This is a genomic window from Paenarthrobacter sp. NPDC089322, from assembly GCF_040684895.1.
GTDB lineage: Bacteria > Actinomycetota > Actinomycetes > Actinomycetales > Micrococcaceae > Arthrobacter.
On record NZ_JBFBGW010000032.1, the window covers coordinates 1 to 14,835 of the forward strand.

Annotated in this window: 11 protein-coding genes; 2 read left to right on the forward strand and 9 right to left on the reverse strand. The window is 61.8% G+C overall.

Annotated elements, in window-relative coordinates; translation table 11 throughout:
* Window positions 1–200: 200 nt before the first annotated feature.
* The 9 genes from AB0N65_RS20155 to AB0N65_RS20195 all read right to left on the reverse strand — a co-directional run bounded on the left by AB0N65_RS20155 (window position 201) and on the right by AB0N65_RS20195 (window position 11,988).
* Complete coding sequence (locus AB0N65_RS20155) at window positions 201–1,607, reverse strand: FAD-dependent oxidoreductase (RefSeq protein WP_364165897.1); 1,407 nt, start codon at window positions 1,605–1,607, stop codon at window positions 201–203.
* Window positions 1,608–1,707: 100 nt separating this feature from the next.
* Complete coding sequence (locus AB0N65_RS20160; RefSeq protein WP_364165899.1) at window positions 1,708–2,442, reverse strand: SDR family NAD(P)-dependent oxidoreductase; 735 nt, start codon at window positions 2,440–2,442, stop codon at window positions 1,708–1,710.
* A gap of 65 nt (window positions 2,443–2,507) precedes the next feature.
* The gene (locus tag AB0N65_RS20165) at window positions 2,508–3,611 is read right to left on the reverse strand and encodes an alanine racemase (protein WP_364165902.1); all 1,104 of its coding nucleotides are present in this window, start codon (window positions 3,609–3,611) and stop codon (window positions 2,508–2,510) included.
* A 113-nt stretch (window positions 3,612–3,724) separates the two neighbouring features.
* Window positions 3,725–4,213: a RidA family protein gene (locus AB0N65_RS20170; RefSeq protein WP_364165905.1), complete on the reverse strand. Its 489-nt coding sequence runs from the start codon at window positions 4,211–4,213 to the stop codon at window positions 3,725–3,727.
* A gap of 43 nt (window positions 4,214–4,256) precedes the next feature.
* Entirely contained in the window at window positions 4,257–4,946 is a 690-nt protein-coding gene (locus tag AB0N65_RS20175; RefSeq protein WP_364165908.1) for a haloacid dehalogenase type II, read from the reverse strand.
* 153 nt (window positions 4,947–5,099) lie between these two features.
* Window positions 5,100–6,218, reverse strand: coding sequence for an N-methyl-L-tryptophan oxidase (gene solA, locus AB0N65_RS20180; RefSeq protein ID WP_364165910.1), 1,119 nt, complete (start codon window positions 6,216–6,218; stop codon window positions 5,100–5,102).
* Between the two features lie 389 nt (window positions 6,219–6,607).
* Window positions 6,608–8,116, reverse strand: a complete 1,509-nt coding sequence (locus AB0N65_RS20185) for an NAD-dependent succinate-semialdehyde dehydrogenase (protein ID WP_364165912.1) — start codon at window positions 8,114–8,116, stop codon at window positions 6,608–6,610.
* Between the two features lie 147 nt (window positions 8,117–8,263).
* A complete protein-coding gene (locus tag AB0N65_RS20190; protein ID WP_364165915.1) occupies window positions 8,264–11,218 on the reverse strand; it encodes an FAD-binding and (Fe-S)-binding domain-containing protein in 2,955 nt (984 codons plus the stop codon).
* 110 nt (window positions 11,219–11,328) lie between these two features.
* Window positions 11,329–11,988 carry a GntR family transcriptional regulator gene (locus AB0N65_RS20195; protein WP_364165918.1) on the reverse strand — a complete coding sequence of 220 codons (660 nt, stop codon included), beginning with the start codon at window positions 11,986–11,988 and terminating at the stop codon, window positions 11,329–11,331.
* Window positions 11,989–12,124: 136 nt separating this feature from the next.
* Between AB0N65_RS20195 and AB0N65_RS20200 the strand changes: the two genes are divergently transcribed.
* Together AB0N65_RS20200 and AB0N65_RS20205 are read left to right on the forward strand one after the other, a co-directional pair.
* Window positions 12,125–12,472, forward strand: a complete 348-nt coding sequence (locus tag AB0N65_RS20200) for a cupin domain-containing protein (RefSeq protein WP_364165921.1) — start codon at window positions 12,125–12,127, stop codon at window positions 12,470–12,472.
* A 507-nt stretch (window positions 12,473–12,979) separates the two neighbouring features.
* Complete coding sequence (locus AB0N65_RS20205; protein ID WP_364165924.1) at window positions 12,980–14,536, forward strand: ABC transporter substrate-binding protein; 1,557 nt, start codon at window positions 12,980–12,982, stop codon at window positions 14,534–14,536.
* Window positions 14,537–14,835: the final 299 nt, after the last annotated feature.

Sequence of the window (14,835 nt, forward strand, 5' to 3'; positions counted from 1 at the left end):
AGCATCAGGCTGGACACCCTCGGAAATATCCGTGGTGTTGTTGGTGCCCGCTGAGTCGGGGGACTGGCTGCTCGCGGCGCCGCCGCATGCGCTCAGACATAAGAGGACTGCAAGTCCCGCAGTTGCGGTCTGAACTTTGTTGATGGTCTTCATAAGCTTCCCTTCGAAGCAGTTCAGGTAGAAGTTTTGGTCGGTTTGTACTATTCGTGAAGGCCGGCGAGCCTGCTACCGAATTTGGCCAGCAGCGACGTCTCGGTGGAATCCTTACGCTCTTCCCATTGGTCAGCGACGCCGAACAGGCTGTACATGCTGTGAACCCCCAGCCAGCGAAGGGGCTCGGGTTCCCACTTCGGTGCTTGGTATCCCACCCAGGGAAGTGACGTTCGTTCCGTCTTCCGTTCGAAGGCCAATTCCGCCAGAGTCCTGCCGCCCAGGTAGGCCGCGGTCACACCGTGTCCCGCATAACCCGTTGAAGACCCGATTCCGGACGCTGGGTCCCAGTGCACACCCCCGTTCCAATCGCGGGTAACGCCCAGAACTCCGGACCAGGCATGGTCCACTTCGAAGTTGATGCCTGGGAAGAAGGCGCGAAGTTTGGTGGAAAGCAGGTCGATCGTGGACTGGGCAGTCGCGCCGGCGCCGCCCGTCCCGGAGCCGTAACGGTAGGGCCTGCCACGGCCACCGATGGCGATCCGGCCATCGGCTGTTCGCTGCGAATAGATGAAGGTGTGCGCGGAGTCATTGAGGTTCTGCGGCCCGTTCCAGCCAATCTGCTGCCACGCCTCGTCCGACAACGGCTTGGTCACGATCATCGAAGAATTGATCGGAATCAGGCTCCTGCTACCAAGCAGTTGTCCGGAATACCCCTCGGTGCAAACGAACGTCTTGGCCGCAGTCACCCTCCCGCCAACCAGAGTGAGGGTGTTGCCGTCGATGCTTCCTATCCGGCTGCCCTCGTAGATGCTCACTCCCATGGAAGTAATGGTGTCAGCGAGTCCGTAGACGAGTTTGGCTGGATGAATCCGGGCGCAGTGCTTGTAGAACATGCCGCCGTGGACAGTGGAAATGTTGATTTCCTTCCGGAACTCTTCACGGTCGAGCAGCCGGACGTCGTCGTCGGTCAATCCGTACTTTCGCTCGGCGTCACGCCGGGCAGCCAGGCGGCCAAGCCCCGCCCTCGTGTGGGCAGCTATCAGAGCACCGCTTTTGATCTGATCCGCATCAATGCCTTCGGCCTGAAGAATGTCCAGGACAGCATCGACGGCGGCGATAAACTCCTGCTGCAAGGCGCGGCTCGCATCAATGCCGCCCTCAGAAGCGCGGGCAAACTTGGCACGGTTACCTGCAGGCATCGCAGAAAGCCAACCGCCGTTCCGGCCGGATGCGCCGTAGCCGATCTGTTCTGCTTCAAAAACTGCAACCGAGAGTGAGGGCTCGAGTTTCTTGGCGAAGTACGCTGCCCAGAGGCCTGTGTAGCCACCACCGATAATGGCCAGGTCTACTGAACCATCGCCGGTGAAGCGGGGGTACGAGGGCCTCTTGTCTGCGAGCCCGGCCATCCAGAAGCCGAGCTCTCCGTTTCGGGGCGCTGCTGCAAGGGCTGTCATTGTTGTCCTTCTTTGTGTGGGAACCGTTGAGCTGATAGACGGCGGGGCCTCGTCCAGCCTTGGCCAGGCTTACCGGCTGTCTCCGCTTCATGGGTGATGTTTAGAACGCGGTGTATCCACCGTCGACGGGAAGGACCGCTCCGGTGACGTAGGAGGACTCCGATGATGCCATGAAGAGAACGGCGTCTGCGACCTCTTCGGGAGTGGCCAAACGTTGGAGCGGGATCTGTCCTTCACGCTGGCGGCGGTAGGCCTCGGGGTCGTCCCTGCGCTGGAACGAAGCTTCGATGATGGGGGTGGCCGTGAGGCCCGGGGCGACGACGTTCACGCGGATGTTCCGCTCTGCCCACTCGATGGCGGCGCCCTTCGCGAGCATGATCAGGCCACCTTTGGCTGCGGAGTACAAGACCTCATCAGGTTTGCCCACCATGCCGAGGCGTGAACCGACCAGGACGAAAGAGCCGCCCGTGGCGGGCATCAACGGGGCGAAGTGCTTCATCACCAGGAAGGAACTGAGAAGGTTGCTGTGAAGCACGTTCTTCGCGTCCTCGTAAGCCATTTCAGTGAGCGGGCCGCTGACTTGCAGGCCGTGATTCAGCACAACGACGTCCACGGTGCCGTAGGCTTCGGCGGCCTCGTGCGCGAGTCTTTCAACGAAAGCTTCGTCGTTGAGGTCTCCCGGAACATACAGGTCCTCGGGCTGGGCGTTGTCGATCTGCTCCTTGCGGCCGGTCAGCAGCAGGCGTGCCCCCTCGCGACGGAAGTGGGAGCACACGGCCTGCCCGATTCCGCTGTTGGCGCCGGTCACCAGGGCCGTTACTTTATCAAGTCGCATGTCTGAGACTCCTAGTTTGAGGTTATGTAGTGGGGGAGACCGGGGAAGTCCGTTGTCCCGGCCGTTTAGTTGAGGAAGCCGCGGGCATCGACGGGCCAGCGTTCCAGGGTGGTGCCCGTGCTGTCGGTGACGATGTATTCCTCGAAGTTGACCACGACCGGGCAGACGTGGTTTGGCACGACCGGGAGTACGGTGCCGACGCCGGGTTGGAAACCCTCGGGCAGCGGTAGGAATCCGTGGTATTCGTTGAGTTTGGAGAGGGTTGCGTTGGTGCCGGCGATACCGCCGAAGCCACGCTCGGGGCTGCCCTCGCGGCCCAGGACCTTCGTACCGACATCGAGGATGACCTGATCGGGAACCCAGTCGCTGACTACGGTGCCGGCGACGAACAGGGCGATTTGGTCTTCGGTGCAGGCGCCGAGGCGGGTGTTGTTCAGGTCGTTGAACACATACTCGCCTGGCCGGATCTCCGTGATCACGCCGCTGGTGGAGAACTCCACGGTAGGCGTGGACCCCGCGCTGACCACGTCCGGGGTGATGCCTGCAGCGGCGAGACTGCGCACCGCGGTGGTGAGCGCTGTTTCCTGGTCCAGCGCGGCGCGTTGCCGGGCGTCCGGGCCGACGCTGCCGTGGCCGGGGTAGGTGAAGACGCCTGCGGGAACCAGTCCGCGCTTGCGGGCGGCGGCGGCCAGCTTGCCAGCTGCCTCCGCCGGCGCGCCCGAGCGGCGGGCTCCACAGTCGACCTCGACCACGACCTCCAGCCGTCCAGCGTCCTCTCCCATCGCGTCGGCGAGGGCGTCGATCGCCGCGAGGTTGTCCACGCCGACCCGCAGCCGGATGGTCTCGGCCAGCTTGCGGATACGCGGCCCCTTCGTTCCGGCAGCCCAGATCGGGTAGGCGATGAAGATGTCATCGAACCCGGCTGCGGCGAAGACTTCTGCCTCACCCACATTGCCCGCGGTAATTCCGACGGCGCCTGCCTTGACCTGGCGCCGGCCGATCTCAACGCACTTGTGCGTCTTGACGTGCGGCCGGACCTGGAGGCCCCGCTGGTTGGCGAAGGCCTGCATTCGGTCGATGTTGCCCTGCATCACGTCGGCCACCACGATGGGTGCGGGGGTGTCAACCCGGGTGACGAGAGCGTCCAGTGCCCGTTGAAGCCGGTTCACGCTGTACTCCTCATGTTTCTGTGTATGAATGATCGAGGGCAGCGATGCTGACGTCCTCGATGTGATGCCGTTCGGGACCCGCATCAGCGGGTCCCGAACGACGACAGCGGTCCCTACGAAGCAGTTGTGCAGACCATCTGGATCTCGACTGGGGTGTTGAGGGGTAGCCCAGCGACCCCTATGGCGGTACGGGCGTGCCGTCCGTTCTCACCGAGGACCTCGATGAGAAGCTCACTGGCCGCGTTGGCGACCTGCGACTGCAAGCCCCAGTCCGGCTGGCTGGCCACGAAGACGAGCATCTGCACGATCCGGACCTGCTCGAGGTCTCCGACTGCCTGGACTGCGGCGGCGAGGCAGTTGAGCGCAGCGTGGCGTGCGAGCTGCTTTCCCGTCTCCAGATCGACGTCCCGGCCGACGATACCCTGGCCCAGCAGCACGCCGTCCTTGAACGGCAGCTGGCCTGAGATGTGGATGCTCTCACCCACCGCATTGTGGTGGACAAAGTAGGCGTTGCCGTCGAGGTCTGGCAGTTCCAGGCCGAGGGCCTGGAGCCTTTCTGCGGCCGTGTCGCCCTTGACGGTCTGGGGGAGGGCCTGGCTCATGCCGTCACCGCCTTGTTTCGGATCATCGTCTCTATGGGTCGGCTCAGGAGGCGTCAGGACGCGGCAGGCCGAAGAGGACCGGGAGGTCAGCGATGTCCGTGATCCGCTCGTAGCCGAGCCAGTGCTCGTCGTGCTCGAAGCCGCGGTCGACGTAAACCTTGTTCTCGATGCCCATGATGGCCGCCGGGCGGTGGTCGTACATGGGGCTCGCGGAGACGTGCACGATCTCGTCCGGGGTCACGTTGAGCTTGGCGAACATGTACTCGAACGCGGCGAGGCGGGGCTTGTAGCAGCCCATCTGCTCGGCGGTGATGATGTCGGCGAACGGGGCCTCGAGGTTCGCCGCAAGCTTCTCGGCAACCGCGGTGTCGCTGTTGGTGATGATAACCAGCGGAACAGCCTCCGCGAGGCGGTTGAGCGCCGCAGTGACGCCCGGGTAGGGGCCCCACGACGGGATCCGGTCGTAGACCTCGCGCGCCTCATCGGCCCGGAACTCGATGCCGACCTTGCGCGAGGCGCGCTCCATGGAATCGTTGACGATCTGGTGGAAGGGCTTGTACGCGCCCATGCACTCGTCGATCCGGTACGCCTTGCAGATGCGCAGGTATTCATCGGCGACCTCCGCCGGCAGTCGCTCGCCCAAGACATCACGCATCGTGTCGTTGATCGCGAACTTGATGAGCGTTCCGTTCATGTCGAACGTAACGAATTTCGGCTTGTTTTCGAAGACCACAATTCCTCCACTTGTTGCTCGATGCTAGTCGATTGTCGACGAGCATTCAGTGCGTTCTGTCGATTTCAGTACGCCCTGTCGATTGTCGACGATACCTGTACGGTTAGTAGATTGTCAACCATTTTTGTCTTGGTGCTGTAGGGCTTCTTCTTTTCACTGTTCACGCGAGTCCGGGTGGCCCAAGAATCCAATGTCCACGGGTGAAGGTTCATTCAAGGCCAGATGGGCGCCGATTTCTCCGATGGCCGGGCACATCTTGAATCCGTGTCCGGAGAATCCTGACAGCACAAGAACGTTCTCCATGCCCGGATGGGGACCGATCCATTCCCGACGCGTTGCTGTATAGGTCTCCAGGTACGTTTCAGTGCGCATCGGGTTGAGGTCAAGACCCGGAAGGAAGCGGGAAATCTTCTCTTGGAAGGGAGCCAGCTCTTCCGGGCGCACTATCCGTTCCACGTCGTCCGGGTCATCAACCTCAAGATGCTGCGAGTATCCGAGACCGATTTTCATCGCCGTGTAGTCGGCGGTGGGAATGCCATAGCAATACGCGGGTTCGGTTCGGAGGAAAGGGAGAATCCCTGCCAGGTATCCGGGATCTGTCCCGAAATGCCACGTCGATATTGGCCTTCGCGTTTCAACGATCCGGGCAAACCGCGGTAAGAGCTTTGCGGTCCATCCGCCCGCACAAACAACTGCCCGGTCGAAATGCTGTTCGCCGCTGTCAGTCTTGACGACCGCCCCTGTGGGCGTTCCCCGCACATCGAGCACGGTGCTGCCAGTAACTAGCTTCGCGCCGAGTCGTTGGGCCAGTCGCGCAGTAGTCGCAACGGTTAATTCTGGACGGATGAAACCGCCGCGGACATCGAGGATCGCGACGTCTCCGTCGTACATTCTGAACTGCGGACAGCGGACCGCAAGCTGCCTGGCGTCAAACACCTCATAGTCGATACCTGTTTCTTCGGCACTGCGCAGGGTGGTGCGGATCGAAGCATCCTCCTGCGAACCCATCACAAGGGAGCCGGTCAAGGTCCGGAGTTCACGGCCGGACTCTTCCTGAAGTTCTTTCCAGAGGCCGTCTGCACGAGAGACAATCGGGCTGTACCGGGTGTCTTCAAGCTCGATGTTCCGGAAGAGACGGTTCTCGCCACCCGCCGCCCCACGCGAATGGCCAGGGGCATACCTTTCAAATCCTGTTACATCCACGCCGCGACGGCTGAGCTGCCAAAGAACCTGTGCCCCCATGGTCCCGACGCCTATCACTGCTACTTTCATGTGAGACACCATGCCGGTAAGCCTCCCTCAAACTTTAGGGTGCTTTCCACACCCGCTTATGAGCAACAGTATGGCGGCAGTCGCTGGACGGCTACGGCCTGTACCCAGCTGTCCAGTGCCTTCCAACGATCTTGTGCTTTGTGAGGGTGGGAACCGACCTCGGGGCCGGACCAAGAACACAAGGGGAGTTTCTTCAAGGAAGGCATCCCCCTTGTTTCTATCAATCCCGCAGGGCCTGGCTCGGGTTAGCGGAGTGCTTTGCAGGCGCGTCGTTGTACTAATGCTGGCCTGCCGCGGTTCCTGCTGGCCGGCGTCGGGCTTTCGGTTCCAAGCCTCACTAGGCAGTTGAGACCCGGCGCCGACTGGCGCCGGGTCTCAGCGATCGGTATTTAGATGGGAGCGGGCTCGTGTTCGGCGGTGGCGCGTCGGGCCACGTTGTAGAAGCGGATGTTCTCGTATTCTTCGAGGCCCTCGGCGCTTCCTTCGCGTCCGAGGCCTGACTGCTTGACGCCTCCGAAGGGGGCAGCTGCGTTGGATGGGACGCCTTGGTTGATGCCGACGATTCCTGTCTGGAGACTGTCGGCGACGTTGAGGGCGCGGTCAAGGTTCTCGGTGAAGATGTAGCCGGCGAGGCCGAATTCTGTGGCGTTGGCGCGGTCGAGTACTTCGGCCTCGGAGCTGAAGCGCTGTATTGCGGCGATGGGGCCGAAAATCTCGGACTGGGCGACGTCGGAATCTTCCGTAACGCGGTCCAGCACGGTCGGGGCGAAGAAGTTGCCTACCGAGTCGTATCCGTGTCCGCCGGTGAGCAGTGTGGCGCCCAGGGCCACGGCGTTCTCGGTGTAGGCCTGCATTTGGGCGACTGCACGGTGGTCGATCAGGGCGCCGAGTCCTGTCTGCTGTCCGAGGCCGCTTCCCACGGCGACCTGGGCGAAGCGTTCGGTGAGCGCTGCCACAAAGTCATCGGCTATTCCGTCCTGGACGTAGATTCGGTTGGCTCCAATGCAGGATTGGCCGCCGTTGCGGAGTTTCGCGGCAAACGTTCCATCCACGGCCCGCTGCAGGTTGGCGTCGTTGAAGACGATGAGCGGAGCGTTGCCGCCAAGCTCCATTGAGCTTCGGAGCACATTCTGGGAGGCAAGCTTCAGGAGCTGACGTCCCACCGGCGTCGATCCGGTGAAAGAAACCTTCCTGACCCTTGGGTCGAGGAGGACGGCTTCGCTGAACGCACCTGATTTTGAGGTCGTGATGACCTGGATAAGTTCTTCCGGTACCCCTGCCTCGACGGCCAGTTGAACAGCAAAGTACGTCGTGAGGGGAGTGAGGGTCGCAGGCTTGATGACTACGGGGCATCCTGCAGCCAGGGCGGGTGCGATTTTCCGGGTGGCCATCGCCAACGGGAAATTCCATGGCGTGATCAGTACCGCCAGGCCGACGGGGGAGCGGCGCGTCAGCAAGCTCGCACCACCATCCGGCGTTTCGCGGAAGTTCCCTGCGGGACGCACCGCCTCCTCGGCGTACCAGCGAACGAAGTCCGTACCGTATTTAACCTCGCCGCGCGCCTCTGCCAGCGGCTTGCCCATTTCGCGCGAAATAAGGTGAGCGAGATCTTCAGTGTGGGCAACGAGCTTGTCGTACCAGGCGTGCAGCACGTCCGCGCGGTGACGAAGGCTGCTCCTGGACCACGCCGCACCAGCCTGGTCCGCCTTGGCAACAGCCTCCAGCGCGGCTTCAACATCGGCGTCGGGGACATGCGCAATAGTTTCGCCTGTCGCAGGATCCTGGACTCCGATGCCGGAGCTGGGAAGGCTGATGGATTGGATGACGGCATCCGCGTGGCGGAGGCTGGCGGAGTCAGCCGCAATCAGCGGTGTAGCGACGTCGGAGATGAGGCTCATCGGTTCTCTCTTTCGGTAATGGCCGGGTCGATGGCAGTGACAAGGAGGGTGGATTCATGGCCGCCGGTGATGGACGAGCGAGATTTCTCGTCGATTGTCGACAAATTTGTTGGCCATGTTGATGCTACGGTCGAGGCATTGACTCTGTCAATGGCTCAACTCGGCACTGGATGCTGCGGGAGTCGGGCAGGTCTCTGAGTCCCTGGGGGCAGTGTTCAGCGGATCAAGGAGCTCGGCAAGGTGGAGGCTCTTGCGCTCCGGTTCCAATTGCTTGACCTGCATCGCGCAACTGAAGCCGTCGGCGAGGACCGGGGTGTTCTGAGCCGTCCGGGCAAGGGCCGGAGCCAACGCCTGTTCAGCGACCTTCATGGAGATGTCGTAGTGGTTGGCTTCGAAGCCAAAGTTCCCGGCGACTCCGCAACAACCGGTCGCCTCGGTCACATTGGCGACGCCGAGCGCGGCGAGTGCCTTCCGCTGGACCGTGGCCCCGAATGTGGAGTACTCGTGGCAGTGGGTCTGCACCGTCACGTCCGTAGGTGCGGCCGGTGGCTTCCAGCCTGCGTCGACCCATTCAGTTACGGCCTCGGCGAAGCTGCGGATTCTGCGGGAAACGCGTTCGGCGGCCTCGGTGCCCAGCAGTTCCGGCGCGTCCTTCTTCAAGGCTGCGGCGCAACTTGGTTCAATGACGACGATCGGCGTATCGGCGCCGTCATCGAGCTTCGCCACGGCCCTGCCCATGAGCTTCTTCGCGGTGTCGAGTTGACCCGTGGAGATCCAGGTTAGTCCGCAGCAGACGTCGGATTCGCAGCTGACCTGCCTTCCAGTACCTTCCGTTACCCGGGCTGCTGCCCCTGCCACTTCAGGCCGGAAACCCTTGGTGAACGAGTCAACGAACAGCACGGCGTCGGCCGTCGTGGAGGGGGCGCTGTACGGGGCGAGGGCGACACGAAGCATCCTGCGGGAGGCAAACTTAGGCATCTTCCTCTTGGTGGTGAGGCCACCGGCTGCGGCCACCACGCCACCGAGCGGACTGGCCAACACTCCGTTCACCAAGGGGCTGATCAGCCTGGTGAGTTTGAGCCAACGCGGCAACCAGCCAAGGGAGAAGTGCGACATGGGTCGCAACTTGCCTTCGTAGTAGTGGGAGAAGAACTCCGACTTGTAGCTGGCCATGTCCACGCCTGCCGGGCAGTCGTTGGAGCAGGCTTTGCAGGCCAGGCACAGGTCCAACGCCTCGCGGACATCTTCGGACTTCCAGCCCTCATCGATGGTTCGCGCACCCCGGACCATGTCCTGGAGCGCCCTGGACCGTCCACGGGTCGAGTCTTTCTCGTCCCCTGTGGCGCGGAAGCTGGGGCACATCACTCCGCCGGCGTCGGAACGGCATCTGCCGACGCCGATGCAGGCCTGGACGGCATGTACCCAGGGATCGGCTCCGGCCGCGGCCGCCTCGACTGGGCGGAGTTCGAAGTGCGTCCTCCACTCACGCTTGGGGACATTGTCCAGGGCCAGATTGGCGTCAAACGGATCCGGATCGGTGATGGAGCCCGGATTCAGGATCCGTGCCTCATCCCACAGCTTGCGGTACTCCTCGAACGCGGCGAGCATGCCTGGGGAATACATATGCGAAAGCAGCGCTGAACGGGCCCGTCCGTCGCCGTGTTCTCCAGACAGCGAGCCTCCGTGGCGGACAACAAGGTCGGCAGCGGCCTGCGTGAACTTGCGGAACACGTTGCGGCCTTCTTCGCTCCGGAGGTCGTAGGTGATGCGGATGTGCATGCATCCGGCCCCAAAGTGCCCATACATGATCCCGGTCAGCTCATACTCGTCGAGGAGCCTCCGGAAGTCCGCTAAATACGCTGCAAGGTTCTGCGGGGCCACCGCGGAGTCCTCCCATCCGGCCTGGGATTCTCCGCCACTGGCTGGCCTGGATGACAGGCCTGCGCCGTCCTCCCTCACCCGCCACAGCGTAGCGCGTTCGGCAGCGTCTGGTACGGCGCACCCGTCGACCAGCCGGCCGTTCGCAGCGAGCCGTTCCAGCAGCAGGGCGGCTTGGCGGGCCACCTCGTCCGGTTCGTCGCCGTCGAGGTCCACGTATAAGAATGCCCTGCCCCGGGGTAGCCCCAGAACGGAGTCGTCTCCGCGGCGCAGCCGCATTGTATCCACGATGGCCTCATCGATGCCCTCGACCGCTGCCGGTGAGAATTCAAGGATGGTCTCGATGTCCTTTGCGGCATCTACCACGTCGGAGTAGCCGAGGCAGACCAGAAGTGCACTGGATGGCTTAGGGACGAGTTTCATGCGGGCGCGGACGACGACCGCGCAGGTTCCTTCGGTGCCGACCAATGCCTTGGCAACGTTCAGGCCGTTTTCGGGCAGCAGGTTGGCAAGGTGGTAACCGGACACTTGGCGCTGGATGCGGCCCAGTTCCCGACGGAAGGCAGCAAGGTTGTCCTGCGCGAGCCTTTTGAGGTCTTCGCCCAACTGGAACGCACGGGAGACGGAGTAGGCGTCGAACGGGTTGGTGGCACGGACGCCCTTGTCCGACGCGGTGAGGAGCGCTCCATCGGAGGTGACGACGTCGATCTCGTGAACATGGTCGGAAGTCCGTCCATACCGGACGGAGTGGTTGCCGCAGGCGTCATTGCCTATGGCGCCGCCGATGGTGGCGCGGTTTTTTGAGGACGGGTCGGGGGCGAAAGTAAGGCTGCCGCCCGTAGCGTATTCGGTTTCGCGGGTGAGCTGGGCTAGCACCACACCGGCTTCGACGTCTGCCGTCCCTGCCGTCTCATCGATGTCGATAATCCGGTTCATGTGCCGCGAGAAGTCCAGAACGATTCCTGGGCCGATGGCGTTCCCGGCCATGGACGTCCCTCCACCCCGGCTTATCAGCGGGGTTTCGGTTTCCCGGCACACCGCCATGGCGGCAACGACGTCCTCGACACTGCGGGGAAAGACAACACCGACAGGCGGGATCCGGTAATTCGACGCGTCGTAGGAGTAGGCGGCGAGCCGGTGACCCGAGGCTTCCACCGGCACACCGGCTGCCCGGAGCCTTTCCAGGATCGGCGCGTTTTCCGTTGCATTGAGCTCTGAATGCATGGTGTGCTTTCCACTGGGGTTTTCAGGAATGGTCTTTTTGATCGAGAGGCGATCGACGTGGGAGTGCGGCGGAACGACTGCGGTCCTCTGGAGCCGGTGGAGTGCCGGGCCTAATGCGCCTGCTCGGGATCTTCCAGGACACTGTTGCCCAGGAAGGTTTCGGCATCGTCCAAATGGGCGGCCCACAGCTGCAATGCTTGGTCTGGGACGCCGGCAATCAGGGAATTCAGGAGCACGATATGTTCATCGTGCAGCATGGACACCTGGAGGTACCGGGGGCGCAGCAGCGCCATCAGAAGGCGGATCTCAGTGGAAATCGTCTGAAACAGCCCGCTCAGCCGTGGGGAGTCGGCAGCTGCAACGACCGCCGCGTGGAAGCCCATGTCAGCTTGGACCGCAGTTTCCCAATCCTGATCATCCCTGACCTCCGAAAACCTCGCCACGGATTCCCGGATCGGCTCAGTGTTTGCGCCTCGGCAGACCGAACGGACCGCCTCAAATTCGATGAGCCGACGCACACGGAAGATGTCCGCGACGTCCTGGACGGAGAAACGGCGGACCTTTGCACTTCGCCCGGTTTCACGTTCCAGGAAGCCGTCCGCGATGAGGGCCTGTACTGCAACGCGCGCAGTGGGCCTCGCTACCCCCAGCTTCTCGGCCACGTGGCTGTCCTTGATCTGCGCTCCCGCTGCGTAGTCGCCTGCCAAGAGGCTTCGTTCAAGGTGGCTACGAACAGCGTCGGCAACCGTCACGGCTTCATTGATCGTCACCCCAAAACTGTATAACAGTAATACAGAATCTGCGAGATATGACGATAGATACCCATATGGATGGAGTATCTCTAGACATCTGCTGTAGCATTTGGATGCTATCGTCGACAATCGACAGATAGAAAAGGAGAAGTTTATGCGTCCGTATGTTCATGTGCCTGCCGCCAAGATCACCGGCGAGCTCGAGCCGAACGGCCACCGTGCCGGCTACGACTCGGGTGACCCCCAGACGGCGATCCTGAAGTTCGACACTGCTATCAAGACAGGCGTTTGGGAGTGCAATCCCGGCGGCTGGAACATAACTCCCCGTGAAGACACCGAGGTGTGCTATATCCTGAGCGGCTCTGTAACCGTCACCGATGGTGCCACCGGGAACGTCTACAAGGTCTCTGCCGGCGACGTCGTTGTGCAGCCCAAGGGTTGGTCGGGCCGCTGGGAAGTTACAGAGACCGTTCGCAAGGTTTACTGCCACGGCTTCGACTGAGCGCCGTCCCCTCGAACGCGCTCGCGACATGCGGGGTGGTCGCCAGGAGACTGTTCTCTGCCAACATTTACTGCCGTTGAGCACGAGGCCTGTACTGACGCTATGGGACATTTTTGATGGCCTCCATAATGCGGTCTGCAATTTCGTCGATGCTGTTTCGGTCTGGGCAGAACTCCGGAGCAAGGTTCGTCGAGTTCGACGGCGCAGGTTGCGTAGGTCAGCATGATCGGTCGGTCCCCTGTGCTGCTCGAGAACGGATGATCACCCCACCGTGATCCACGTTGTCGAGGCCTGATGAGTCCGGTCACATCAAGCGGGTGGATCCTAAGTCGCCGTGACGACTTGGTGGAAAGATCAGGCTGGTTGTTCGGGACCCGCGTCGGCGGGTCCCGAACGTCGTCGCCATCGGCCCACTTCGCAACCGCATCTCGATTGCGCAAGGTAAGGCTACCTAAACTGTTCCTTTTTCCGTGCCCACGATTTGGGGCTCCCACACAGGCGGTATCTTTGCGCACACATAGCCGTTATTTCCTTCTGGGGCTTGCTGCCCTTTTTGCTTTGACCAGCTGCGGTCTCGGTGGTCAAACCTCCAGTCAGACCGCCGCATCCGACAGGGCGCCGGACACGAACCAGCGCATTGTGGTGGACAACTTCCGCGCACCTGTGGCCAACTGGGCGTTGGAGTCGGACTCGGCGTACATTCTCTCGCTGTCAGGCTGCCTGGAGACCCTGACTAAATACGATGCGGCCCAGGGCAAAGTGGTTCCGTTCCTTGCCACGGACTGGAAGCAGGTTTCGCCACTTGAGTGGGACTTCACCATCCGCGACGGAGTGAAGTTCCAGGATGGAACTGACCTCACCGCCGCATCCGTTGCAGCGGCACTGAACAGCATCCTCAAGGCAAAGGTGCCCGCCAGGGCCTTCGGGCCGAACTCCATCAGCGGTGTGGATGCTACTGATGCCAGAACAGTTCGCGTGACCACCCCGACGGAAAGCCCGTTGGTCCCTTTCCGTCTGGCGAGTGTCAATACCGGTATTCTTTCCCCGGCTGCTTACAAGAGCGGGACGGTGGATCCCTTTGGCCACTGCACGGGGCCGTTTGTGCCGGTCTCCGAAAAGGTCAAGCAGTCGCTGACGCTGGACCGGAACGAAAACTATTGGGGCGGTAAAGTCCAGCTTGCGGGAGCGGAGGTTCGCTTTGTCACTGACGGCGCTACCCGTGCGACCCAAGTTCAAACGGGCGAGGCAGATATCTCCCTTTCCATTCCCGCCTCAGCTGTGTCCACGCTGGAAAACGCGTCCGAAGTCATGGTAAAGAAAGCCGACTCGCCCCGAACAGCGACTCTCTACATGAATAATGGCCGGGCACCGTTCAATAGCGCTGACTTCCGCAAAGCTGTTCGTTCGGCCCTTGATCTCGAGGCTTTGGCAGCCAGCGTCTATGAAGGTGCCGCCGTTGCTTCAACCGGTCCCTTCGCACCCACCGAGCCCTGGGCTGCCAGCGATGCAAGTTCACCAAAGCAAAATTTCGACGAGGCAAAGAAGCTCCTCACCACTGCCGGATACACCGCGGACAGGCCGCTGGAGATCCTCGCCATCGTCGAAAGGGCAGAGTTTGCCGACGTCGCTACCGTGATTCAGGATAACCTGAAGGCCATCGGGGTCCCCGTCAGAATCCAATCAAAGGAGTCCGTCCCGGCCGAAGCGGATGTGTTGGCCGGCAACTACGACATGCTCCTCAGCCAGCGAAACAGGCTCATCGATATCGCAGATCCAATCGGCTTCCTGACCGCCGACTACACCTGCAAGGGCACGTACAACCTCAGCCATTTCTGCAACGCAGAATACGACCAGATCATTGCCCAGGCGACCAAGACATCCAACACTGAAGAACGTTACAAGCTCTATGCCCGTGCAGGCGAGATCCTGAACGACCAAGCCGTGAATGCATGGTTGGTGAACCAGCAGGCTACGGATGCTGTCCGCCGCAACGTCCTGTCCTTTACACAGGATCCATTGTCCCGTTACGTGCTCACCGCTGAAACGGCAAAGTCGGGTTCCTAGCAGCAATCAAAGACTGTGCCGATACCCAGAATCACGCCGATTTAGTCACGGGACGGTGAGTTCTCGCAGCTACTTCCACTCCCGTACTTTAAACGCCGATACTGGATATTCCGTAAAGGCAGTAGCACGGAAGGGAATTTCATACAGCTATCCGTGGTGCCCTGCATAGCGTGCGCTGACCGTACCCAATCCGGATCGCCGTCTTAACTGAGTCGGCGTTGATGACGTTCTTGTAGCTGGTGTCTGAGTCCTGCTTGGTGCCCCACGTAGCCAGCGGCCAATCGTGCAGGGAGGCTTCC

Bases quoted from the DNA above. Each gene is read 5' to 3' on its own strand.
- AB0N65_RS20155 (WP_364165897.1), bottom strand. From the start codon at position 1,607: ATGACAGCCCTTGCAGCAGCGCCCCGAAACGGAGAGCTCGGCTTCTGG.
- AB0N65_RS20160 (WP_364165899.1), bottom strand. From the start codon at position 2,442: ATGCGACTTGATAAAGTAACGGCCCTGGTGACCGGCGCCAACAGCGGA.
- AB0N65_RS20170 (WP_364165905.1), bottom strand. From the start codon at position 4,213: ATGAGCCAGGCCCTCCCCCAGACCGTCAAGGGCGACACGGCCGCAGAA.
- solA (WP_364165910.1), bottom strand. From the start codon at position 6,218: ATGAAAGTAGCAGTGATAGGCGTCGGGACCATGGGGGCACAGGTTCTT.
- AB0N65_RS20185 (WP_364165912.1), bottom strand. From the start codon at position 8,116: ATGAGCCTCATCTCCGACGTCGCTACACCGCTGATTGCGGCTGACTCC.
- AB0N65_RS20190 (WP_364165915.1), bottom strand. From the start codon at position 11,218: ATGCATTCAGAGCTCAATGCAACGGAAAACGCGCCGATCCTGGAAAGG.
- AB0N65_RS20200 (WP_364165921.1), top strand. From the start codon at position 12,125: ATGCGTCCGTATGTTCATGTGCCTGCCGCCAAGATCACCGGCGAGCTC.